The organism is Ectothiorhodospira sp. 9100, assembly GCF_022227565.1.
GTDB lineage: Bacteria > Pseudomonadota > Gammaproteobacteria > Ectothiorhodospirales > Ectothiorhodospiraceae > Ectothiorhodospira > Ectothiorhodospira marina.
Genome location: NZ_JAJNAN010000021.1, coordinates 20,952 through 42,996, shown reverse-complemented (window position 1 = coordinate 42,996; position 22,045 = coordinate 20,952). Strand labels below are relative to the sequence as shown.

20 protein-coding genes are annotated in these 22,045 nt (G+C 61.1%); 1 reads left to right on the top strand and 19 read right to left on the bottom strand.

Annotated features, from left to right (window positions below; all coding sequences use genetic code 11):
• Positions 1–23: 23 nt before the first annotated feature.
• From LPW29_RS08450 to alaC, 14 genes are all read right to left on the bottom strand, one after another.
• Positions 24–1,334, bottom strand: a complete 1,311-nt coding sequence (locus tag LPW29_RS08450; protein WP_238627639.1) for a homoserine dehydrogenase — start codon at positions 1,332–1,334, stop codon at positions 24–26.
• Between the two features lie 76 nt (positions 1,335–1,410).
• Positions 1,411–2,451 (bottom strand): HD-GYP domain-containing protein, encoded by a 1,041-nt coding sequence (locus LPW29_RS08445; protein ID WP_238627650.1) that lies wholly within the window; start codon positions 2,449–2,451, stop codon positions 1,411–1,413.
• A gap of 59 nt (positions 2,452–2,510) precedes the next feature.
• Complete coding sequence (locus LPW29_RS08440) at positions 2,511–4,133, bottom strand: hybrid sensor histidine kinase/response regulator (protein ID WP_238627638.1); 1,623 nt, start codon at positions 4,131–4,133, stop codon at positions 2,511–2,513.
• On the bottom strand, positions 4,124–5,863 hold the full coding sequence (locus tag LPW29_RS08435) for a SpoIIE family protein phosphatase (RefSeq protein WP_238627637.1): 1,740 nt from the start codon (positions 5,861–5,863) through the stop codon (positions 4,124–4,126). Before LPW29_RS08435 ends, LPW29_RS08440 begins: the two co-directional genes overlap by 10 nt.
• Positions 5,864–5,874: 11 nt before the next feature.
• Positions 5,875–6,180 (bottom strand): STAS domain-containing protein, encoded by a 306-nt coding sequence (locus tag LPW29_RS08430; RefSeq protein WP_090254692.1) that lies wholly within the window; start codon positions 6,178–6,180, stop codon positions 5,875–5,877.
• 97 nt (positions 6,181–6,277) lie between these two features.
• Positions 6,278–7,351, bottom strand: coding sequence for a protein-glutamate methylesterase/protein-glutamine glutaminase (locus LPW29_RS08425; RefSeq protein WP_238627636.1), 1,074 nt, complete (start codon positions 7,349–7,351; stop codon positions 6,278–6,280).
• A 34-nt stretch (positions 7,352–7,385) separates the two neighbouring features.
• Positions 7,386–8,591: a methyl-accepting chemotaxis protein gene (locus tag LPW29_RS08420; RefSeq protein WP_238627635.1), complete on the bottom strand. Its 1,206-nt coding sequence runs from the start codon at positions 8,589–8,591 to the stop codon at positions 7,386–7,388.
• 45 nt (positions 8,592–8,636) lie between these two features.
• Positions 8,637–9,248: a chemoreceptor glutamine deamidase CheD gene (gene cheD, locus LPW29_RS08415; RefSeq protein WP_090254688.1), complete on the bottom strand. Its 612-nt coding sequence runs from the start codon at positions 9,246–9,248 to the stop codon at positions 8,637–8,639.
• A complete protein-coding gene (locus tag LPW29_RS08410) occupies positions 9,245–10,078 on the bottom strand; it encodes a CheR family methyltransferase (protein WP_238627634.1) in 834 nt (277 codons plus the stop codon). Before LPW29_RS08410 ends, cheD begins: the two co-directional genes overlap by 4 nt.
• A gap of 83 nt (positions 10,079–10,161) precedes the next feature.
• Positions 10,162–12,642, bottom strand: a complete 2,481-nt coding sequence (locus tag LPW29_RS15500; protein WP_274520320.1) for a methyl-accepting chemotaxis protein — start codon at positions 12,640–12,642, stop codon at positions 10,162–10,164.
• Between the two features lie 51 nt (positions 12,643–12,693).
• Positions 12,694–13,197 carry a chemotaxis protein CheW gene (locus LPW29_RS08395; protein WP_238627633.1) on the bottom strand — a complete coding sequence of 168 codons (504 nt, stop codon included), beginning with the start codon at positions 13,195–13,197 and terminating at the stop codon, positions 12,694–12,696.
• The gene (locus LPW29_RS08390; RefSeq protein WP_238627632.1) at positions 13,194–15,581 is read right to left on the bottom strand and encodes a chemotaxis protein CheW; all 2,388 of its coding nucleotides are present in this window, start codon (positions 15,579–15,581) and stop codon (positions 13,194–13,196) included. Before LPW29_RS08390 ends, LPW29_RS08395 begins: the two co-directional genes overlap by 4 nt.
• Positions 15,582–15,618: 37 nt before the next feature.
• The gene (locus LPW29_RS08385) at positions 15,619–15,984 is read right to left on the bottom strand and encodes a response regulator (protein ID WP_090254677.1); all 366 of its coding nucleotides are present in this window, start codon (positions 15,982–15,984) and stop codon (positions 15,619–15,621) included.
• A gap of 332 nt (positions 15,985–16,316) precedes the next feature.
• Complete coding sequence (gene alaC, locus LPW29_RS08380; protein WP_238627631.1) at positions 16,317–17,516, bottom strand: alanine transaminase; 1,200 nt, start codon at positions 17,514–17,516, stop codon at positions 16,317–16,319.
• A 138-nt stretch (positions 17,517–17,654) separates the two neighbouring features.
• Between alaC and LPW29_RS08375 the strand changes: the two genes are divergently transcribed.
• Positions 17,655–18,029 (top strand): Mth938-like domain-containing protein, encoded by a 375-nt coding sequence (locus LPW29_RS08375; RefSeq protein ID WP_238627630.1) that lies wholly within the window; start codon positions 17,655–17,657, stop codon positions 18,027–18,029.
• Between the two features lie 5 nt (positions 18,030–18,034).
• Here the strand turns inward: LPW29_RS08375 and rpoS are convergent, their stop codons facing one another.
• Genes rpoS through surE form a run of 5 tightly spaced genes read right to left on the bottom strand, consistent with a single transcriptional unit; the run spans position 18,035 to position 21,980 of the window.
• On the bottom strand, positions 18,035–19,102 hold the full coding sequence (rpoS, locus tag LPW29_RS08370) for an RNA polymerase sigma factor RpoS (protein WP_238627629.1): 1,068 nt from the start codon (positions 19,100–19,102) through the stop codon (positions 18,035–18,037).
• Positions 19,103–19,137: 35 nt separating this feature from the next.
• On the bottom strand, positions 19,138–19,965 hold the full coding sequence (locus LPW29_RS08365) for a peptidoglycan DD-metalloendopeptidase family protein (RefSeq protein WP_238627628.1): 828 nt from the start codon (positions 19,963–19,965) through the stop codon (positions 19,138–19,140).
• 16 nt (positions 19,966–19,981) lie between these two features.
• Positions 19,982–20,566, bottom strand: coding sequence for a YqaA family protein (locus LPW29_RS08360; RefSeq protein WP_238627627.1), 585 nt, complete (start codon positions 20,564–20,566; stop codon positions 19,982–19,984).
• A complete protein-coding gene (locus LPW29_RS08355; RefSeq protein WP_090254749.1) occupies positions 20,563–21,201 on the bottom strand; it encodes a protein-L-isoaspartate(D-aspartate) O-methyltransferase in 639 nt (212 codons plus the stop codon). Before LPW29_RS08355 ends, LPW29_RS08360 begins: the two co-directional genes overlap by 4 nt.
• Positions 21,202–21,224: 23 nt before the next feature.
• Positions 21,225–21,980 (bottom strand): 5'/3'-nucleotidase SurE, encoded by a 756-nt coding sequence (gene surE, locus LPW29_RS08350; protein ID WP_090254669.1) that lies wholly within the window; start codon positions 21,978–21,980, stop codon positions 21,225–21,227.
• Positions 21,981–22,045 lie beyond the last annotated feature (65 nt).

Genomic DNA, 22,045 nt, shown 5'->3' with positions numbered 1-22,045 from the left:
GGTCGGGGCGTCTTGACGCGGTGTTACTTGAGGTTTTCCAGGCGAATGCGGGTCACCGGGGTGATCACGCTATCCAGGCCCTCGATGCGGCCGATGGCCTGATTGAGATTACCCTCACGCACCTGGTGGGTCAGCATGATCACATCGGCCTCGTGGGTGTCTTCATCCGGCTCCTTCTGCATGATGGCCTCGATGCTGATGTCCAGGTCCGCCAGGATGCGGGTGATATCGGCCATCACGCCGGGACGGTCCACCACCCGCAGTCGCAGGTAAAAAGCGGTTTGCACGTCGTCCATGGAGAGAATGGGCACATCCGACAGGGCATCGGCCTGGAATGCCAGGTGCGGAACCCGATTCTCGGGGTCCGTGGTCAGGGCGCGCACCACATCCACCAAGTCGGCCACCACCGCCGAGGCGGTGGGCTCGGAGCCGGCACCGGGGCCGTAATAGAGGGTTGGGCCCACGGCGTCCCCCCAGACCAGCACGGCATTGAGCACACCGTCCACGTTAGCAATCAGCCGGCGTTCCGGGATGAGGGTGGGATGCACTCGCAGTTCGATGCCACCCTTCACCCGGCGGGAAATACCCAGATGCTTGATGCGATAGCCCAGCTCATTGGCGTAGACCACGTCGTCCCGGGAGATGCCGGAGATACCCTCGGTATAAACCCGGTCGAACTGCAGCGGGATGCCAAAGGCGATGGAGGCCAGGATGGTCAGTTTGTGGGCCGCATCCACGCCTTCCACGTCGAAGGTGGGATCCGCCTCAGCGTAGCCCAGACGCTGGGCCTCCGCCAGCACATCAGCGAACTCCCGCCCCTTGTCGCGCATCTCGGTGAGGATGAAGTTACCCGTGCCGTTGATGATGCCAGCCAGCCACTCGATCCGGTTACCGGCCAGGCCCTCGCGAATGGCCTTGATGATGGGGATGCCGCCAGCCACGGCGGCCTCGAAGGCCACCATCACGCCGCGTTCCTGAGCCCGGCTGAAGATCTCGTTGCCGTGAAGGGCAATCAGGGCTTTGTTGGCCGTGACCACATGCTTGCCCTGGTCAATGGCGCGCAGCACCAGTTCCCGGGCCAGCGTTGTGCCCCCGATCAGTTCGACGATCACCTGAACCTGCGGATCGTCCACGACCTCAATGGCTTCTTCGGTCAGGCGCATCCCGCTCACATCCAGGTCGCCCAGGGAGTCCAGATTACGGGCGGCAGCCGCCACGAGTTCAATACCGCGACCAGCGCGGCGGGTGATCTCGTCGCTATTGCGCTTGAGCACTCTGACCGTGCCGCTGCCCACGGTCCCAAGACCCAACAGGCCGACTTTGACGGGTTCCAATGATCTGGCTCCTATGGCGGGGGAAGCCCGACATTATAGCGGAGATGAGCCTTACCCGGGGAGGGGCGCGGAGGGATCAACCGGCTTTTGAAACAGGTTCCGGGAAGCGCTCACGGATGGCCAGGATATCCGGCATCAAGCTGAAGAAGAGTTCCGCCAGGTCCGGGTCGAAATGGTGCCCCACCCCCTTGCGGATCAGGTCCAGGGCATCCTCCACGGTCCAGGCCTCCTTATAAGGTCGCCAGGAGGTCAGGGCGTCAAATACATCCGCCAGGGCACAGATGCGACCGGACATGGGAATATCATGCCCGGCCAGCCCCTTCGGATAGCCACTGCCATCCCATTTTTCGTGGTGCGTGAGGGCGATTTCCCGGGCCATGAGCAGTAAATCGGAATCATCGCCGCTGAGGATATCGGCGCCGATGGTGGCATGGCTCTTCATGATCTCCCACTCCTCGGGGGTCAGCTTGCCCGGCTTGAGCAGGATCCGATCGGGAATGCCGATCTTGCCCACATCGTGCATGGGGCTAGCATGGAGCATGCGTTCACAGTGATCACGATCCCAACCCACGTGTTGGGCCAACAGGGCCGAGATGTGACTCATACGCAGGATATGGCATCCGGTCTCGTTATCCCGGTATTCCGAGGCGCGCCCCAGACGCTGCACCACTTGCAGGCGGGTACGACGAATCTCGTCGGTGCGCTCGTGGACCAGTTGCGCCAGCATGTCCTTCTGGTCATGGGTCATGCGGTGGGCCAGTTGCACGTCCAGCATGTTGCGTACCCGTGCCAGCACCTCGGCCCGGTCAAAGGGCTTGCCGATAAAATCCCGCGCGCCGCTGCTCAGGGCCCGAAGCATGTAATCGCGGCTATGCTGGGCCGTCAGCACCAGGATGGGAGGGACAAGGGGATCTTCCAGTGCGGCGAACTGCTCCATCACTTCGAAGCCGTTCATATGCGGCATCTTGATGTCCAGCAGGATCAGGTCAGTGGGCGCCTGGCGGTAGGAGGCCATCACCTCACGGGGATCCTGCACCAGGACCAGATTGGAATAACCCTCGGTACGCAGCAGGCGATCCATCAGGATCAGGTTGGCCCGCTCATCGTCCACTACCATGATCCGGGCTGCCTTGCGTTCCGGCTCGTGTGGGGTCTTGTTGGAAAGGTTATGGGTATTCACTGGCGCACCTTGGGACCGGGGCGGTTGGCTCGGTCTTGAGACAGAACGTTGCGAATTGTATCAAGCAACTCGCCCAAATTCAGGGGCTTGGTCAGATAGGCATCAAACCCCGCTGCCAGGCCGCGCTGACGATCTGGCTCCGTGGCATTGGCCGTGAGGGCCACAACGGGGATGTGGCGGGTGGTTACATCCTCCCGCAGGCGCTCCAACACCTTGAAGCCATCCAGACGGGCAAGCTGGATATCGAGAATGATCACATCCGGGCAGTGCTCCCGGGCCAGTTCCAGACCGATGTAAGGATCTTCCGTACTGAGGACGCTGAAGTCATCATGACGTTTGAGCAGCCGCTCAAGCAGGCGCAGATTGGCAAAATTGTCCTCAATCTGCAGAATCTTGCGCACCGCATCGGGTTGCCCCGAGGTAGACTCGATCGTGCCTGAAGGGGCCTGCCGCCCGGGCGTTTCGTCGGTCGCGATACTCTGAGGTAATTCCACCCAGAAGGTGCTGCCCTCCCCCACCTGGCTGACGGCCCCCAGGCACCCTCCCATGAGATGCACCAGCCGCTGGGTGATGGCCAGACCAATGCCACTGCCCTCCACCTTGTGCTCATCCTCCAACAACCTCGTGAATGGCTCGAACAGCTTGGTGATGCGCTCGTTCGGAATACCCCGCCCGGTATCGGACACCAGGATGCGCACCCCCGGGTTGACCTCCATGGCCGGCTCCAGGTCCAGAGTCACTCGCCCCTGCGGTCGGTTGTACTTGATGGCGTTGGAGAGCAGATTGATCAGGATCTGTTTCAGACGAACCCGGTCAGCATGCACGTAGTGGTCGGGCAGTGCCTGCCCTATCTGTATCTCCAGGTCCCGCTCCCTGGCCAGGGGTTCAACCAGGGCCACACATTCCTGCAACAGGCCTTGCAATGCCACCGGCTCGGGTGAGAGTTCCACTCGCCCCGATTCCACCTTGGCAAGATCCAGCACCTCATTGATCAGATCCAGGAGGTGCCGGCCGCCGCGGATGATCTCCTCGACGTTTTCTCGCTGTTCGCTGCCCAGGTCCGGGTCAAACTCCAGCAACTGCGCAAATCCCAGCACGGCATTCATCGGGGTGCGCAGTTCGTGGCTCATGCGCGAGAGGAATTCCGACTTGGCCTGGTTGGCCCGGTCGGCGTCCGACTTGGCCTGGCGCAGAGCCTCCATGGTCTGCATGAGTTCCGTCACATCCTGCTGAATCCCCACAAAGTGGGTCACCGCCCCCGCGTCATTTCGCACTGGCGAGATACTGAACTCATTCCAGAATAACTCCCCATTCTTGCGATAATTGCGGATCAACACTTTCGTGGCCCGCCCCTCGACCACGGCATCACGTAATTCACGGATGCCGGGCTGATCCCGGTCATCGCCTTGCAGGAAACGGCAATTGGTACCCAGCACCTCCTCAGCCCGATAACCGGTCATGCGCTCAAAGGCTGGGTTCACATACACCAAGGGGCCATCCGGCTGAGTGGCATCGGCAATGGCAATCCCGTTGACCATGGCCTCCATGGCCTGGGTCTGCCACCGCAGGCGCTCACCCACCGACTCAAGGAATGAACTGTCCTCGTCCTTTAACGACACCGATACACGGCCTCCACCCGGGAGCCTGATTCGTCAAACACCACGGTCTCGCATAGATCGCGCACCAGGGCGATACCCCGGCCCCAGGGGCGGGTGGTGTCCAGCGAAGTCTTTTCCCACTGACTTGCGTCAAAACCCGGGCCGGAATCACTGATTCTGACCCGGAACACGCCGCACGTCCTGTCAGGCTCATAGGTGACGCTCACATCCACACGGCCCTGACAGCCCTCGGCCAGGCGTCTGCCCCGCTCCAGATAATAGCTACAAAACCCCTCCGGGTCGGCCTTCATGCGGGACGACAACTGGAGCACGCCGTGTTCCAGGGCATTGCTGTAGAGCTCGTTGACGATGGTCTCCAGGGGGCCGGCATCTTCCTCCAGGCCATCCAGCAACCCAAGCGGACGCAGGGCAGACTCCAGGGAGGGCAGATCCCCGAGGCGCTCATCCTCCAGCGTCAACGACCAGTTCCAGCCTCCTTGCGGGTGACTTTCGCGACTCACCGGGGGGCGGCTGAAGAGCTCAGGATCCAGAGGGGCCTCCAGAATGGCGATATCATCCTCCGGCTGCTGATCAGCGCAGTGTTTCTCGAGGGCCCGCAACAGCCCGGGGAGCACGGCTTCCCCATGGGACCACGCGTTCAATACCTCCGAAAAGCCATGGTCGATGAACATTTGGCCCTCGGGGTTGCGCGCTTCCAGCAGGCCGTCACTCATCATCAGCAGTCGATCATCACGGCGCACGGCCACGCGTCGGGGGGGGTCCCGATCAGACAATTCCGGCAGGATGCCCAATGGCAATGCATGGGAGGCCAGTTCCTGGAACCCCTCGCGATTGCGTAACCAGGCACTGGGCATGCCGCCGTTCCACCAGCGGATCTCCCGACCAGAACCGGGAAGGGAGATCAGGCAGGCGGCCATGAAGCGTTCCGGCGGCAGCACGCGGTATAGCTTGCGGTTGATCTCGTCCAGCACCTGTTCGTCGTCCACTCCCTTGCGCGTCATGGTGCGAAAGGTCTCGGCTACCGGCAGGGCGCCAATGGCTGCTGCCAGGCCATGGCCGGTGAAATCCCCCAGGAGAATGCGTACCCCCCCATCGGGCAGGTCCTGGGTCAGCACCAGGTCGCCATTGAAAGTGGTCGCGGGTCGCTGCACCAGGCCAAACTGTTCCGTGCGCACATTGCGATCGTTCACGGCCCGATTAAAAACCCGTTCGGCCAGCTTCTGCTCCTGACGGTCCTGTTCCAGGAGGTTTTCCAGTTCCCGGTTCTTGCCGGCAATGATGCGCTGCAGATCACGCACCCGCTCCATGGCGGTGATGCGGGCCTTGAGGATGCTGAAGTTGAAGGGTTTGGTGAGGAAATCATCCCCTCCCGACTCAGTACATTGCACCAAGGACTTTTCATCATGCAGTGCGGTAAGAAAGATCACCGGCACAAAGTCGAATCCCGCCATGGCCTTGATGCGTCGGGTCGCCTCGAAACCGTCCATGCCCGGCATCATCACATCCATGAAAACGATATCCGGCGGCGATTGCTCGAACAGCTCGATCGCCCGGCTGCCGCTTTCGGCCTCCAGGGTCTCGAACCCTTCCTTCTTCAGCATTCTCGCAAGCAGGCGCCGATTGGTGGGCTCATCGTCCACGACCAGCGCCAAACCCCGGCAGTCCACCGGGATGGCAGACGCGGGATTCTCAGGCCCGGGGCTGGAGCGCGGGGGCGCGTCGGGTGACATGGGGTAAGTGGTCACTCCAGATTGAACAGGCGATCGAAATTGGCGATCTTGAGCACGCGGCGCACATCGTCGCTGCAACCGCGCAGACTCACCCGGGCGGTATCCCCCCCAGCATGCTCCCGTAGCAGCAGCAACATGCCCAGGGCCGAACTGTCCAGGTAAGAAGCCTCGCTCAGATCCACCCGATAGCGGGTGCCCTGGGCCGGTAGATCCCGGTAGCTATCCCGGAAGGCCTTGTGCTGGGCGAAATCAAACCGCCCACCGACGGATATCGTCACCAGATTGGTTTTTTCATCGACGTGGCGTTTAATGCTCATGGGGACAAGGCTCCGACGAAAACAGTCATGGAGAAAGCAGGAGAGAATGTGAAGATGATCTCAGATTTTTGGGCATGTGCCCAAACTTTTGAGACTATCAGCGCACGCGGGAGGCCTTCAGCATGGCCTCGGCAATCCGATCCAGTGGCAGCACCTGTGAGGCCGCGCCCCGCTTTACCGCCTCTCCAGGCATCCCCCAGACCACACTGGTCGCCTCGTCCTGAGCAATGGTCTCCACGCCCATATCGTGAAGTTCCTTCAGACCCTGCACACCATCAGCGCCCATGCCGGTGAGCAGGGCAGCACAGGCATTCTTGCCGGCGGCTTGAGCCACGGAACGAAACAGGACGTCCACGCTGGGGCGGTGACGGTTGACCGGTTCGGCCATGCTCAGGCGGCAGACATAGCGTGCGCCATCCCGAGCCACCAGTAGATGCTGGTCTCCAGGCGCCACGTAGGCGTGGCCCGCCATCAGGCGTTCACCTTCCACCGCCTCCTTTACCAACAGCCGACTCTGCCGGTTCATGCGCTGTGCCCAGGCACCGCTGAAACCGACAGGGATATGCTGGGCAATGACCACGGCGGGGCTGTCCGGCGGCAGATCAATGAGGACGTCCTTCACCGCTTCGGTTCCCCCGGTGGAGGCCCCGATGGCCAGCAGACGATCGGTGGTACGCCATTTTCCCACGGCCTTGGAGGGCAGGATCTCATCCACGGAATGCTTCGGTTTCACCGGCGCCAGGGTGCGCACCCTGGCGCCGGCCGCGACCCTGACCTTGGCTGCCAACTCGTCACGATAGGCATTGAGGGTGTTGGCCAGGTCCAGCGAGGGTTTGGTGACGAAATCCACGGCCCCCAGTTCCAGGGCCTGCATGGTCACCTCGGCCCCGCGTTCGGTCAGCGAGGACACCATCACCACAGGCATGGGACGCAGGCGCATCAGGTTGCGCAAAAAGGTCAGGCCATCCATGCGCGGCATCTCCACATCCAGAGTCAACACGTCCGGATTGAGGCTCTTGATGCGCTCGCGTGCCACGTAGGGGTCCTGGGCTGTCCCCACCACCTCAATGCCCCCAGCGGAATTCAGGACCTCCGTAAGGAGCTTGCGCACCAATGCCGAGTCATCGACCACCAGGACACGTATTGGCTTGTCTCTGGCATTGTCACTCATGGTAGAACCGCCTGTTGTGGCCATGGGGATCGCATCAGAAGAGTTCGATGTCACCTTCGTCCATGGATTTTTGTTGAACAGGCCGGTGAGCTGCATCCTGCAATTCCTCACGCAAGGTCTTGAGTCGCCCTCGGGCCTGTTCCAGCTGCTCCTGCGACCTGGCAGGCTCCACCATGGGGAGTTGGCGCAGTTCGGCGACAAAGCGTTCCATGAAATCGATCCGCGTATGGGCCCGATCAAGCACCTGGCCGGCGATATCCTCGAACTGCAACAGTCTGACGGCTGCATCCACGTTCTGCTGCACGCGCTCGGCAACGCCGGACATGTGATCCAGCCCCTGGGACAGGTTTTGATTGAGTTTCTGCAGTTGTTCCATCATGTCGTCCATGCTGCCCTTGGCGCTGATGGAGGTATTCAGGTCCTGCGAGGCCATGCGGCCCACCACTTCCCTGGCGTGGCCAAAGAGTCGATTGGCCTGCTCCACCTGAGAACGAATCTGTTCGTTGAATTGATCCGAATCCTGTGAGAGCTTGCGTACTTCCTGGGCCACCACGGCGAATCCCCGACCCGCCTCCCCGGCCCGGGCCGCCTCGATGGCGGCGTTCAGTGCCAGCAGATTGGTTTGCCCGGCAATATGCTTGGCACTGTCGAGCAAGCTGAAGATCTCATCCATCAAACTGGAAAGATCATCCACCTGGTGGGCCACCTCCACGCTGTGCTTGCCCATGTCGATCAGCATTTGAACGTTCTGTGCCAGCACCTTGCTGTTTTCCTCCATGAACTCGTCCATGTCGATGGCCTCGCTCTCAGAGCCCGCCTGAGTGTCAGTGGACATGCCCCGGATCAGCTTCAGGGCCAGTTCCTGCTGTTCCCTGGAGGTCTGGTTGAGGTTATGAAAGCTCTCTTGCAGGTCACTGACGGCATCCCGGATCAACTGACGGGCCTGTCCCACCAGGGTACGTAATTCGCTTGTCTCCGGCGCGATGAGGGCATCGATCTGGATGACCATATCCCAAAGTTCCCGGTCATTATCCAGTGTGCCCTGTCGTTCATCTGCACGGACCTTGTCTGCTCGCCCGGCACTCGCGGTGCTTCGAGCCTGCCATAGCAGCGAACCCACCCAGATCAGGGCGACCGCCAGCATGCCAAGCCAGGCGGGCAATGACAGCAGCAACCAGGCGACGATCATCGCCCCACTGACCAGCACCGCCGACCCGTGGGGTGCCAGTGCCCGTGTCATTGTCTCCATCCCAAAGCCCTGCATGAGTCGGTCTCCTGTCATACGTCAATCGAACAATTCCACTTCGCCGGATACCTTGGCCTGACGCAGCTTCTGGCTGTAGCTCAGTTCCCGTTCGATGATGGTCTCGTTGTGCAGACTGCGCAGTTTTTTTACGAGCACTCGGCCGGTGGTGGGAAAGAAGTAGATCTTGCGCGGGTGATTACCCAGCAAATCCTGCGCCGCGATGGGAATACCCTCCGTGGCCAGGTAATCGGTCACGAACTGAGCGTTGCGCTCTCCCACGATATTGCTCTTGAAACCTGGCAGCACGTTGCCGGCACCGAAAACCTTGGCCTCCAGGTTCTCCCGGCGCGCCCCCAGTTTGATCAACTGGTTGATCAGGATCTCCATGGCATAGTCCCCGTAGCGCATGGAACTGCCCACGCGGCTGTCTTCGTTGCGCTTGTCATCGGGCAGCATGAAGTGATTGATCCCGCCAATGCCTCTCAGCCGATCCCTCACGCAGGCCCCAACGCAAGAGCCCAGCACGGTCACCATCAGCAGCTCACGGTTGGAGACGTAGTATTCGCCCGGCAGGATCTTGACGGCATCCATGTCGAAGTGCCGGTCATAGTACAGGTTAGGTGCCAATACCTCCTCGAAACCCTCGCTCATGGGCGCCCCCTTGCCACCGGCACGCAGACCGTCTTGCCCTGCAGGCGGAACAGATCGGCGGCATGGGCCAGGCTCTCCGAATGCCCCACGAACAGCAAACCCTCCGGATGCAGCAGGGGATGAAATCTGGACAGCAGCTTGTACTGGGTGGGCTTATCAAAGTAGATCAACACGTTGCGACAGAAGATGGCATCAAAGGGCTCCTTGAGCGGCCAACTCGGCCCCAGCAGGTTCAGCGACTGAAAGGAGATGAGGTCCCGTACCTGCGACCGCACTCTCACCATGCCCTCACGCCCTCCGCGGCCCCGCAGGAAGAAGCGCTTCACATCTTCTCTGGGCATCTTTTCAATGCGCTCCATGGGGTAGATACCTTCAGCTGCATGGCGCACCACCTGGGTATCCAGATCCGTGGCCAGGATCTTCACCGGTGGCGTCCAGCTCCCGAAGGTGTCGATCAGGGTCATGGCAATGGAATAGGGCTCCTCGCCCGTGGAACAACCTGCCGACCAGATCCTTAGTGTGCGTCGATGCCGGCCATGCATATGGCCGGCATGCTCGGAGAGCACCGGAAAATGATGGGCCTCGCGAAAAAAGGAGGTGAGATTCGTGGTCAGCGAATTGACGAAGTGCTGCCACTCTTCCCCATCCACCTCCAGACGGTCCAGATAGGCGTCGAAGGAATTGAGGCCGGCCTGACGCAGACGACGCGCCACGCGGCTGTAGACCATATCCCGTTTACCCGGGTTGAGCGAAATACCGGCGTATTCATAAATCATGCGCCGGATGCGCTCGAAGTCTGCGTCCCTGAAGACGAATTCGCGGTCACGCATGGGCGTGACCGCGGGAGATGGTGGCCCGGTGCATCACATCGGGCCCGAGGACCTTGGTCATGGATGAGCGGCTCCGACGCTGATCAGAACTCTTCCCACTCATCGTCCGAGGACGCATGCGAGTCGGGTCGGCCACCCGGCTTCGCGGCCCCACCCGCCGCCTTGTTCTGCTGGGGTTTGCGGCTGGGCCCGGTGCTCCCCTTGCTGGCCGCTGGACGACTGGACTGCCCCTTACCCGCGGGCAGCGCCCGGCTGGGGGCCTGGGGAGCCGCCGGCAGCGCGCGACCCGCGGAGGCCACGGCACTCTCATCCACCCGGAATACGCTGACCGCGCGGGCCAGACCCTGAGCCTGTTCCTCCAGGGACTCGGCGGCAGCCGCTGCCTCCTCCACCAGCGAGGCATTCTGCTGGGTCACCTCGTCCATCTGGGTCACGGCGCTGTTGACCTGCTCGATACCCGTGCTCTGCTCGTCGGAGGCCGCCGCGATCTCGGCAATGAGATCGGTCACCCGCTTCACCTCGTTGACGATCTCTTCCATGGTCTGCCCGGCTGCAAGTACCTGCTTGCTGCCGGTCTCGATGGTCTCCGCATCCTCGGCAATCAAGGCCTTGATCTCCTTGGCAGCGGCCGCAGACCGCTGTGCCAGGTTGCGCACCTCGCCGGCCACCACGGCAAAACCCCGACCCTGTTCCCCGGCGCGAGCGGCTTCCACCGCTGCGTTCAGTGCCAGGATATTGGTCTGGAAGGCAATGCCGTCGATCACGGTGATAATCTCGCCGATCTTGTCGGCGCTGTCGGTGATGGCCTTCATGGAATCCATCGCCTCCCTGGCCATGTCTCCGCCACGGGAAGCCACATCCCGGGCATTGCTGGAGAGCTGATTGGCCTGGCGGGCGTTGTCGGCCGTCTGTTTCACCGTGGAGGTCAACTCTTCCATGCTGGAAGCGGTCTCCTCCAGGCTGGAGGCCTGCTCCTCGGTGCGCTGGGACAGATCGGTGTTACCCACGGAGATCTCCCGGGCCGCCGTATTGATGGCATCCACGGATTCCTTGATCTGGCCAATGAGTTCCTGCAGTCGAATGGCGGTGGCGTTGGTGTCTTCCTTCAACTGCCCGAAGGTTCCTTCATAATCACCCGTCACGCGCTGGGTCAAATCACCATCCGCAACGGCGTTGAGGACGCGCGCCACCTCACCCAGGCCGGTGGAGGTGCGTTCCACAAGATTATTGATGGCATCACCCAGACGCTTGAAGAAGCCTTCCAGTTCCTCGGTGGCGATGCGCTGGTTGAAATCCCCCTTCACTGCGCCTTCCACCAGGTGTGTCACCTCCCTCTCCACCTTGAGTTCCTCGGTGCGGTCGGCCCATTCGATGACCGTACCCAGGCGCGCGCCTTCATCGTCGAAGATGGGGTTGGCGATCAGCTGGTAGGTGCGACCACCGATGATGATTTCCGACTCATGGGTGGAACGCATGGCGTCCATGGATTGACGCAGATCGGCGGCCTGTCTCTGGAACAGATCCATGCTGCCACCGCGCACCCGATCCGGGTCGAAGTTGGGCATATCCTTGCGGATGTCATTGGCTCCCTTGCGGAACATGCCGATCACCGCGTCGTTGGCATAGATGATCTCGGCTTTAGGATCGGAAACCATGACGTTGGAGGACACACTGTCCAGGGCATAACGAATGCGCAGGTTCTCGGCGCTCACACGCTTGGTTTCGGCGATGTCCGCCTTGAGCTTGGCCTGCATGTCCGCCAGCCCCTTCAGGGCCTTGCCCACCTCGTCCTTGCGAGTCTGCTCGATTTCCTGATCATACTGGCCGGAACCAATGGCATCGAACTTCGCCACCAGGGCCCGCAGCGGTGGCACCATGCTGAAGAAGGTCAGCAACGCCAGGGCCATGGAGAGGGCAATGGCAATGAAGGAGAGCCAGAGTGTAATCCGTATCTCGCTGGCCGCAGCCTGAACATTGTGATTGGCATCGGCCGTGGCCCGGGACAGGTTACCCTCCACCAGTTCCACAAAGGTGGCCCCCATGGTATTGGAGATGGGAATCATGCGTTCCACGGTCTCGGCATACTCCAGCATGTAGGCATCGTACTGCAGGGGATCCTGGGCCCGGATCAGATTATCGATCAAGGCATCCAGTTCCACGTAGATGGCTCGCCAGGCCTGGTATTCACCGCTCAGCCGGTCATACAACCGCTGGCCTGCTTCAGTCAGGCGAGGTATTTCGGCAAACTGAGCCCAGTAGTGGTCAATGGCCTCCCAGGACTGTGCCCGCTCCTGCGCAATGTTCCGCAGCGCGGATTTATCCGTGTAGGCCTCCTCCTGCAGCATCACCTCCACGGTTTGGGCACGGATGGCCATGCGCTCGGTATTCATCTGACCGAGGGCTTCCAGGGAGGGGAGCCGATTGTCACGGACCTGCTGCGAATAATCGGACCACCCCGTAAACCCCTTGTAGGCCTCGAAGACCGCATAGGACAGGGAGAGCAGTAACACGCCGCCAAGCAGCGCAATCTTGACACCTGCCGACAGATTATTGAACCAACGCATGGCCTTGACTCCTTGCTGCTTCTTGAATGGGCCCGTGATTGAACCCGTGCCTCATGGGGATTCGTTCTGAATTCGGTCGACCAGCCCCATGTCACCACTGGTCATGAGTTTTTCGATGTCGACGACGATGACCATGCGTTCATCCAGCGTGGCGAGTCCGTCGATGTAGGCGGTATCCAGCACTGCGCCGAATTCCGGTGCGGGCCGGATCTGGTCCCCCTTGAGGGCCACCACATCCGAGACACCATCCACCACCATGCCGATCACCCGCCCTGAGATGTTGAGGATGATCACCACCGTGAACTGGTTGTACTCCACCTGCCCCAGTTGAAACTTCAGGCGCATATCAATGATGGGCACGATCACCCCGCGCATGTTGATCACACCCTTGATGTAATCCGGCGAGTTGGCGATCTTGGTCACTGCGTCGTAGCCGCGAATCTCCTGGACATTGAGGATGTCGATGCCGTATTCCTCATCGCCCAGGGTGAATGTGAGGTATTCCCGGCTGTCATCGCTGCTGATGACCGCCCGCTCCTTCAGATCTTCACTCATGCCAGATTCCCCTGTTCCGAAGTGCCTGTGCGTTTGGGCTGCATTTCCTGGTTCAAGTGCACCAGCTCATCCACGTCAAGGATCAGAGCCACACGCCCATCCCCCAGGATGGTGGCCCCTGAGACGCCACGCACCTTGCGATAATTGGTTTCCAGGCTCTTGATGACCACCTGCTGCTGAGCCATCAGTTCATCCACCACCAGGGCCATGCGGCCCTCATTGGTATCCACGATCACCACAATGGAGTCCTCAAGGCGCTGGCCGGCCTGCCCCATGTCAAACACGTCCTGGAGCATCACCAGAGGCAGGTATTCCCCGCTGGTATTGAGCACCTTGCCCTTGCCGGAGACTGTCTTGAACTGCTCCCGTTTGGGCTGGATGGATTCACGGATGGCCGTCAGGGGCAGGATGAAGGTCTCGTCGCCCAGGCGCACGGCCATCCCGTCCAGAATGGCCAGGGTCAGAGGCAGCCGGATGGTGATTCGTGTGCCCTGCCCCGGCGCGGAGTCGATCTCGATCCGGCCGTTCATTTGTTCAATGTTGCGGCGGACCACATCCATGCCCACACCCCGTCCGGAGATGTCGGTCACCTTATCCGCAGTGGAAAAGCCGGCCGCAAAGATCAGTTGAAACACTTCCTTGTCCGAGGGGTTATCGGACAAGGGAACACCCCGCTCGGCTGCCTTGGCCAGGAGCTTTTCCCGGTTCAGCCCGGCGCCATCGTCATTCACCTCGATGACGATGTTGCCGCCCTGGTGACTGGCGCGCAGGACAATCTCGCCGGTCTCGGGCTTGCTGGCTGCAAGACGTTTTTCCGGGGATTCAATGCCATGGTCAATGCTATTGCGCACCAGGTGGTTCAGGGGGTCTGCCAGGCGCTCGATGAGACCCTTATCCAACTCCGTCTCCTCACCCACCAGACGCAGGGTGACCTTCTTCTTCAGGTTGGCCGCGGTATCGCGCACCACCCGGGGAAAACGATTGAAAACAAAGCTGATCGGCATCATGCGGATGGACATGACGGACTGCTGCAGGTCCCGTGAGTTGCGTTCCAGATTGGACAGGCCGCTGAAGATCTTCTCGTGAGTGACAGGATCCAGTCGAGACGCAGACTCGGCCAGCATGGCATGGGTGATGACCAGTTCTCCCACCAGATTGATGAGCTGGTCCACCTTTTCGACACTGACACGAATGGACGAATCCCCACCGGGGCCGCGCTTGGGAGATTGGGCTTTGGCCGTTGCTTCCTTGTTGGGCGGGGGGCGGCCCGTGCCCCCCCCCTTTGTCGGTGCTTCGGGTGCTCCGGGGTGTCCATCATCTTCTGAGTGGATAGAGGTGGGATAGCCGGGTGAGGGATCGAACAGGCCGTAACCCTGGGCATCCTCCTCCCGGTCCTGGGCGGCCTGAGAAGCCACCTGCGCCATGCCCGGGCTGTTGCCGAAGAGTCCGTAGCTTCCCGTATCGCTGTCGTGGCAGGCCTCAGCGCCCGGGGCATCCTCAAAAAAACCATAGCTGCTATCGGACTGCTCGCCATGGTGATCCGATGGCGCCGACATGGGGGGGGGCGGTGAATCCGTAAAGAAACCGTATCCCGGATCCTCGGCCTCCTCGGGCTCGGGCGCGCCAGGGGCCTCATCGAAAAACCCAAAGGACTCATCACCGTCATCCGAGGCGGACAGCATACTTTTTGTTGCGCCATCCATGGGCATGATCTGCACCCCCTTGAGGTCGCAGATGAAATCAAAGATGTCCTGAATATCCGCCAGGCTGATGCCATGCCCGGCAAGATGCCAGGTCACCGGACGTCCGGTTGCCTCGGAATGTCGCTTCAGCGTGCCCAGTTCACCCAGGCTGTCGGCCAGGGCATCCAGATGAACATCCGCCTTGAACTCGGGCGCGTGGGGGTCAAAGGTAATCTGCCAGCTGGGCTCGACCGGCCGTTCCCGGGTGGGGGGTGGCTCGGGAGACGCTGGGGGGGCAGCGCTGGGCGATTGTTCACCGTGCGTGAGTCGCTCCAGCCAGGTGCAGACTCGGTCGATGCGCTCATCCTGGTATTCGTCGCCCTCACGATGGGCCTGCAACTGTGCCTTGAGAACATCGCCGGCTTCCAGAAAGGCATCCACCATCTCGGTGATGGGCTGAAGCTCCTGTTTACGAAGGCGGTCGAGCAAGGTTTCCAGGATATGGGTGACCCGGGCCATATCGTTGAAACCGAAGGTGCCGGCACCCCCCTTGATGGAATGGGCGGCACGGAAGATGGCATTGAGCATCTCCAGATCCGGCTGATCGACATCCAGTTCCAGGAGCAGGCTCTCCATATCCGCCAGATGTTCATCGGCCTCGTCGAAGAACACTTGATAGAACTGGGTCATGTCGATGGTCATTCCCGTCCTCCTTCAAGGAATGTCAGGGGTGTGATGATCAGCCGATCACCTTACGCACAACCTCGAGAAGCTTCTGGGGATCGAAAGGTTTCACCAGCCAACCCGTGGCTCCGGCAGAACGTCCCTGGGCCTTCATGGCTTCGCCGGATTCGGTGGTGAGCATCAGAATCGGCACACTCTTGTACTGCGGCAGCGCGCGCAGTTCCTTGATCAGGCTGAGGCCATCCAGCCGAGGCATGTTCTGATCAGTAAAAATCAGATTGAAATTGCCGGAACGGGCCTTGTCCAGACCGTCCTGCCCATCCACCGCCTCGGTGACAGTGTAACCGGCCCCCTTGAGCGTGAAGGACACCATCTGGCGAATCGACGCGGAATCGTCCACCGTAAGAATTGACTTGGCCATGTGGTACGTACTCCCCTTCCCTTAAGACTTGACCTTGAGCGGGCGGGTTATGGCGTGGTCTGCCCCCATACCCCCAATAAAAATGAGAAAAATCATTCACTCCCGGTATTGCGTCCATCTACTTGCATGCTACCTCAGGTGTCCGATATCGGGAACCGTTTTGTGACGGGTTTCTCTCTTGCAATGCAGCATTGAGTGCGGCCAATTTCCGCTCGAACACACGCCAACGCACCGTCCACTGTCTTAGCGGCCGGATGCGGCGAAAATGAAGGGAGAGCCAAACAATCGGGGGGCGGCGGCGCGGCCACTCACCCCCACCGGGCCTGACGCGCTCAGGCGATCTTGGCCGCTCGCTGATCTTCCCGGAACATGGCCTTGATGCCACGCAGGGCCTGGCGGGTACGGTGCTCGTTCTCGATCAGACCGAAGCGCACATGGGTGTCACCCTGACTGCCAAAACCGATGCCCGGCGAGACAGCCACCTTGGCATCACGCAGCAGTTTCTTGCAGAACTCCAGCGACCCCATCTCGCGGTAAGGTTCCGGAATGGGTGCCCAGACGAACATGGTGGCCTTGGGCTTTTCCACTTCCCAGCCCAGGGCATTCAACCCGTCGCAAAGCACATCCCGGCGGCTGAGATAGAGTTGGCGAATCTCCTCCACACAGTCTTGAGGGCCTTCCAGCGCGGCGATGGCCGCCACCTGAATGGGTGTGAAGGTGCCGTAGTCCAGGTAGGACTTGATGCGTCCCAGGGCCGCTACCAGCGTGGGATTGCCACACATGAAACCCACGCGCCAGCCCGGCATGTTATAGCTCTTGGAGAGGGTATAGAACTCCACCGCCAGATCCTTGGCCCCAGGCACCTGTAGAATGGAGGGGGCCTTGTAGCCATCAAAGACAATCTCTGCATAGGCCAGATCATGCACGACCCAGATCTTGTGCTCCCGGGCAATGGCCACCACTCTCTCAAAGAATTCCAGGTCGACACACTGGGTGGTGGGGTTGGCCGGGAAATTCAGGATCAACATCTTTGGTCGCGGCCAGGATTCCTGGATACCTCGCTCCAGTTCCGCGAAGAAATCCACATCCGGTGTCAGGGGCACATGACGGATATCGGCGCCAGCAATGACGCAACCGTAGGGATGAATGGGATAGGCCGGATTAGGCACCAGCACCGCGTCGCCAGGCCCCAGGGTGGCTAGAGCCAGATGGGCCAGGCCCTCCTTGGAGCCGATGGTCACGATGGATTCGGTCTCCGGATCCAGATCCACATCGTAATTGTCCTTGTACCAGTGACAGATGGCCCGCCGCAGACGTGGGATGCCCTTGGACACGGAATAGCGATGGGTGTCGCCTCGGCGGGCCACCTCCACGAGCTTTTCGACGATGTGAGGGGGCGTGGGCTGGTCTGGATTCCCCATACCGAAATCAATCACATCCTCGCCCCGGGCGCGGGCCTTGGCCTTCAGGTCGTTGACAATACCGAAGACATACGGCGGAAGACGCTTGATTCTGGGAAAGTCGTCGATCACGGGTGTTTCCAAGGGCTGGATGGTCGGAAAAAGGGAAACCAGAAACAATAAAGGGGCACCCGGGGGCTGTCAATCAGTACGCTCAGGGCCAGGTAGCACGGCTTGCCAGTGGCCCGGCCGGGTTGTACTTTTCATATCATGAAGATGACGCGTGAGTATGGCGAAGGCCAGAACATCATCACCGCCTATGGAGGCGGTGGTGTGCAGGTGAATCAGGTGGCTCATCACGAGAGCCTGGTGGTACTACCCGACCGGTTGATACCTCGCTGGCCGGTTGCCCGGGTGGAAGATCTGCAGCCCGAGGTCTTCGAGCCCGTGCTGGCCCTGCAGCCGGAGATCGTACTGCTGGGCACAGGCCCTGTCCTGCGCTGGCCACCTCGGGACGTGCTGTTTGCCCTGCGTGATCGAGGCGTCGGTCTGGAGGTGATGGATACATCAGCGGCATGTCGCACCTACAACATCATCATGGGCGAGGGGCGCCGGGTGGCAGCGGCGTTGTTGATCCCGAACTGAATGCTTCAGTTCTGCAGCAGCGTATCCTCCGAGAATCCTCGACTTTCCAGGATCTTCCGCAGCCTTTTCAGGGCATCCATCTGTATCTGCCGCACCCGCTCCCGGGTAACGCCCAGTTCAAAGCCCACCTGCTCCAGGGTGGAACGCTCAAAGCCGTGCAGACCGAAGCGGCGAACGATCACCTCTCGCTGCTTCTCGTCCAGTTCCATGAGCCAGTCATCCACGTACTGCACCACATCCTCGTCCTGGACGAGATCCGCGGGCTCGGGTGTCTGTTCGTCGGGAATCACATCCAGCAAGGGGCGGTCACCGTCCTTGCCAATGGGGAGATCCACGGAGGTCACGCGCTCTGAAAGGGCCAGCATCCGCTTGACGTCCTGCACCGGCTTGTCCAGGTGGCGGGCCACCTCCTCGGCTGTGGGCTCGTGGTCCAGTTCCTGGGCCAGCTTCCGGGCGGCGCGCAGGTAGACATTCAGTTCCTTGATCACGTGGATGGGCAGACGAATGGTGCGGGTCTGGTTCATGATGGCCCGCTCAATGGTCTGCCGGATCCACCAGGTGGCGTAGGTGGAAAAGCGAAAGCCGCGCTCGGGATCGAACTTCTCCACGGCCCGGATCAGACCCAGGTTGCCTTCCTCAATGAGATCCAGCAGCGCCAGTCCCCGATTCATGTAGCGACGGGCAATCTTGACGACAAGGCGCAGATTGCACTCGATCATCTTGCGTCGACCGGTTTCGTCTCCTTTCTGGGCCAGACGGGAGTAATACACCTCCTCCTCTGGTGTCAGCAAAGGAGAGAATTCGATCTCGCTGAGGTACAGTCGAGTGGCGTCCAGATCGGCTCTTGGCGGCTCTCCCGCGGCAAACACGACCTCGTCTTCCTCATTCTCCTCTTCCGCATCATTTTCGGTCGCCGCCCCTACCACCTCGTCCGAAAGTGCCGGCGTGCCATCGCTTTCCTCCGTGTCATCCAGTGACGCCTTCACCCGATCTCCGGATGCCGACAGTCCTTCCTCCTCAACCTTCTCCTCATCATCCTCGTACACGGGGCTCTTATCTCGCCTTCTCGGCATGTGACCTCCTGTGCGGGGCGGCTGCCCCTTAGGTTTTATCGGTCTGGCAAATAGCTTGATGGATCCACGGGCCTCCCGTCTTTTCGAATCTCGAAATGCAGCATGGGGCGATCGGTTCCGGTGTCACCCAGGAGCGCAATCTCCTGCCCCTGAGACACCTCATCCCCTTCATTTACAAGGATTTTCTCATTGTGCGCATAGGCACTGAGATAGGTATCATCATGCTTCACGATGATAAGCTTTCCATATCCGACAAGTCCACTTCCGCTATAGACCACTCGCCCCTTGGCCGCGGCCCGCACCGACTGGCCCGCCTGCCCGGCGATACCGATTCCCCGCTTGCCCGTACCGGAGGCCGGGAATGCACGTATGACCTCGCCATCGGTGGGCCAGCGCCAATCGATGGGGCCGCTGGAGGCAGCACTGCGCTGGGTGGGTGGCGCACTCGTGGGGGGCGGGGAGGGTCGAGCTTGAGGACGATCCCCGGAGGAAGCGGGCGGCCCCGTATCAGCCCGCTGTTCAACCGGGCGGGGCTGTGGTCTTGGTGGAGGTTCGTTGCGGGTCTCGCGGGGCGTTCCACCCCGCTGGGCCGGGGGCGCTTGCGCCACGACAGGTTGACGATCACCGGACGGAGGATTCATGCGCAAACGCTGCCCAGGATAGATGGTGTAGGGCTCGTCGATGTCGTTCCAGCGGGCCAGATCCTGCCATTCAAGGCCATACCGCCATGCGATGGCATACAGGGTCTCGTGATGGCGCACCGTATGCACACCTGAACGGAATCCCAATTCACCTGATCTCTGCAACGTGCCACAGGCGGCCAGCATCAGCAGGATGAACACCCAGGCTGCCACCGCTGCCATGCGCACTGTCTGTTTCTCACCCCTGTAACTGATAAATGATGACCGCCAAAACCAGCAGGACAACCGACGCCCAACCTATCCATTCGATATAGGGGCGCAGGCGCGGTTCCATCCGGGGCCCAAGCCAACCGAGGATGAGGGACACAGCAAAGAAGCGTGCCCCCCGACCCAGGAATGAAGCGACCACGAAGGGTAGCACCGCCATGGACATGGCTCCGGCGGTGATGGTGAAGAGCTTGTAGGGAATGGGTGAAAAACCAGCCACCAGGACCACCCAGACGCCCCACACGGAGAACCACTCCTGTGCCTGGATCAACTCATCCCCATAGCCGGCGCTGATGACCATCGGCTGCAGCAGTTCAAAGGCCAGATAGCCCAGCAGGTACCCGAGCAACCCGCCCAATACGGAAAATACCGTGGTCATCAGGGCCAGGCGCGGACCTCGATCGGGACGCGCGGCCACCATGGGGGCCAACATCACGTCGGGGGGTACGGGAAAAAAAGACGATTCCGCAAAGGACAAGGCCGCCAGGTAACGTGGTGCATGGCGATGCCGCGACCAGGTCATGACCCGATCATACAAGGGACCAAAAAGCCTCATGACACCTCCCCCGGCAACAGCGGCACGAAGCTCACCGGACCCAGGTCCTGTTTAACATAGGCCTCGGGGGTGCGAGTGATGCGCACCAGGGTCTGGGCACCACTTTCCTCACCCACCGGCGCCAGTAACTGCCCCCCCATATTCAGTTGCAGCAGCAAGGTCTCGGGGATCACCCGGGGCGCCGCAGTGAGCAGGATGGCATCATAGGGGGCATTTTCCGGCCAGCCATGATTGCCATCCACATGGCGCAGGCTGATATTCTGCAATCTCATGAGGCTGAGCACCTCACGGGCCTGGCGCTGCAGCGGGCGAATCCTCTCGAGACTGATCACCCGCTCCACCAGTTGCGCCAGCACAGCTGCCTGATACCCGGATCCCGTGCCAATCTCCAGCACCATGTGTGGCGTGGCTTCGGCCAGCAGGGCTTCTGTCATGCGCGCGACGATAAAGGGCTGGGAGATGGTCTGGCCAAAACCGATGGGCAGCGCGGTGTTTTCATAGGCACGATGCGCCAGGGCCTCATCCACGAACAGATGGCGGGGCGTGGCGCGTATGACCTCCAGCACACGGGGATCCTGGATGCCCAGTTCCCGAAGACGCCCGGCCAGGCGATCCCGGGCGCGCTGGGAGGTCATGCCGATTCCGGTCAGATCATGATTCAAGCCTCGCCCTCCGTGAGCCAGCGGCTGACGATGTCCATGGCCTCATAGCGGGTCAGGTCCACCTGAATCGGCGTCACCGAGACGTACCCGGAACGCACGGCATGAAAGTCGGTGCCCAGCCCGGCATCCTGTTCCGGGCCCGAGGGCCCCACCCAGTAAATGGGACGCCCTCGGGGATCGGTGGAGCGGGTCACCGGCTCCGCCTTGTGCCGATGCCCGAGTCGGGTGGCCTGGTAACCCAGTATTTCTTCCCGGGGCAGGTCGGGAACGTTGACATTGAGGATGGTGTCGGAAGGCAAGGGAATGGTCCGCAGTCGATCCAGTAGCTCCAGGACCACCTGAGCAGCCGAATCGTAATGCTTGCATTGCTGCTGACCTGCCAGAGAGACGGCAATGGCCGGGAGCCCCAGAAACCGCCCTTCCATGGCGGCAGCCACCGTGCCGGAATAGAGCACATCGTCACCCAGGTTGGCGCCGGCATTGATGCCGGAGATGACCATGTCCGGCTCTTCGGCCAGCAGTCCGGTCAGAGCCAGGTGCACGCAGTCCGTGGGTGTGCCGTCCACGCGCACATCGCCATTGTCCAGGGTAGTGGCTCGCAGCGGTCGAGACAGCGTGAGTGAGTTGCTGGCGCCGCTTCGATCCCGATCCGGCGCCACCACGGTCACCTGGCCTCGGCCTCGCAGGGTCTTGGCCAGTTGTTGCAGTCCCGGTGCATGGACACCATCGTCATTACTGAGCAGGATACGCATAGTGGGTCACTGTGATGTCAAGTGGCTAATATACTGGAAACCCCGTGTTAGACGCATGTCCCAAC

What these genes read in the sequence shown, in the direction of transcription:
- LPW29_RS08445 (WP_238627650.1), bottom strand. Translation starts at nt 2,451, where the DNA reads ATGGTAGTGGACGATGAGCGGGCCAACCTGATCCTGATGGATCGCCTG.
- LPW29_RS08425 (WP_238627636.1), bottom strand. Translation starts at nt 7,351, where the DNA reads ATGAGTGACAATGCCAGAGACAAGCCAATACGTGTCCTGGTGGTCGAT.
- LPW29_RS08420 (WP_238627635.1), bottom strand. Translation starts at nt 8,591, where the DNA reads ATGACACGGGCACTGGCACCCCACGGGTCGGCGGTGCTGGTCAGTGGG.
- LPW29_RS15500 (WP_274520320.1), bottom strand. Translation starts at nt 12,642, where the DNA reads ATGCGTTGGTTCAATAATCTGTCGGCAGGTGTCAAGATTGCGCTGCTT.
- LPW29_RS08430 (WP_090254692.1), bottom strand. Translation starts at nt 6,180, where the DNA reads ATGAGCATTAAACGCCACGTCGATGAAAAAACCAATCTGGTGACGATA.
- LPW29_RS08355 (WP_090254749.1), bottom strand. Translation starts at nt 21,201, where the DNA reads ATGACCTCCCAGCGCGCCCGGGATCGCCTGGCCGGGCGTCTTCGGGAA.
- LPW29_RS08385 (WP_090254677.1), bottom strand. Translation starts at nt 15,984, where the DNA reads ATGGCCAAGTCAATTCTTACGGTGGACGATTCCGCGTCGATTCGCCAG.
- rpoS (WP_238627629.1), bottom strand. Translation starts at nt 19,102, where the DNA reads ATGCCGAGAAGGCGAGATAAGAGCCCCGTGTACGAGGATGATGAGGAG.
- LPW29_RS08395 (WP_238627633.1), bottom strand. Translation starts at nt 13,197, where the DNA reads ATGAGTGAAGATCTGAAGGAGCGGGCGGTCATCAGCAGCGATGACAGC.
- cheD (WP_090254688.1), bottom strand. Translation starts at nt 9,248, where the DNA reads ATGAGCGAGGGTTTCGAGGAGGTATTGGCACCTAACCTGTACTATGAC.
- LPW29_RS08365 (WP_238627628.1), bottom strand. Translation starts at nt 19,965, where the DNA reads ATGGCAGCGGTGGCAGCCTGGGTGTTCATCCTGCTGATGCTGGCCGCC.
- LPW29_RS08360 (WP_238627627.1), bottom strand. Translation starts at nt 20,566, where the DNA reads ATGAGGCTTTTTGGTCCCTTGTATGATCGGGTCATGACCTGGTCGCGG.
- surE (WP_090254669.1), bottom strand. Translation starts at nt 21,980, where the DNA reads ATGCGTATCCTGCTCAGTAATGACGATGGTGTCCATGCACCGGGACTG.
- LPW29_RS08390 (WP_238627632.1), bottom strand. Translation starts at nt 15,581, where the DNA reads ATGACCATCGACATGACCCAGTTCTATCAAGTGTTCTTCGACGAGGCC.
- LPW29_RS08410 (WP_238627634.1), bottom strand. Translation starts at nt 10,078, where the DNA reads ATGCGTGACCGCGAATTCGTCTTCAGGGACGCAGACTTCGAGCGCATC.
- LPW29_RS08435 (WP_238627637.1), bottom strand. Translation starts at nt 5,863, where the DNA reads ATGTCACCCGACGCGCCCCCGCGCTCCAGCCCCGGGCCTGAGAATCCC.
- LPW29_RS08375 (WP_238627630.1), top strand. Translation starts at nt 17,655, where the DNA reads ATGAAGATGACGCGTGAGTATGGCGAAGGCCAGAACATCATCACCGCC.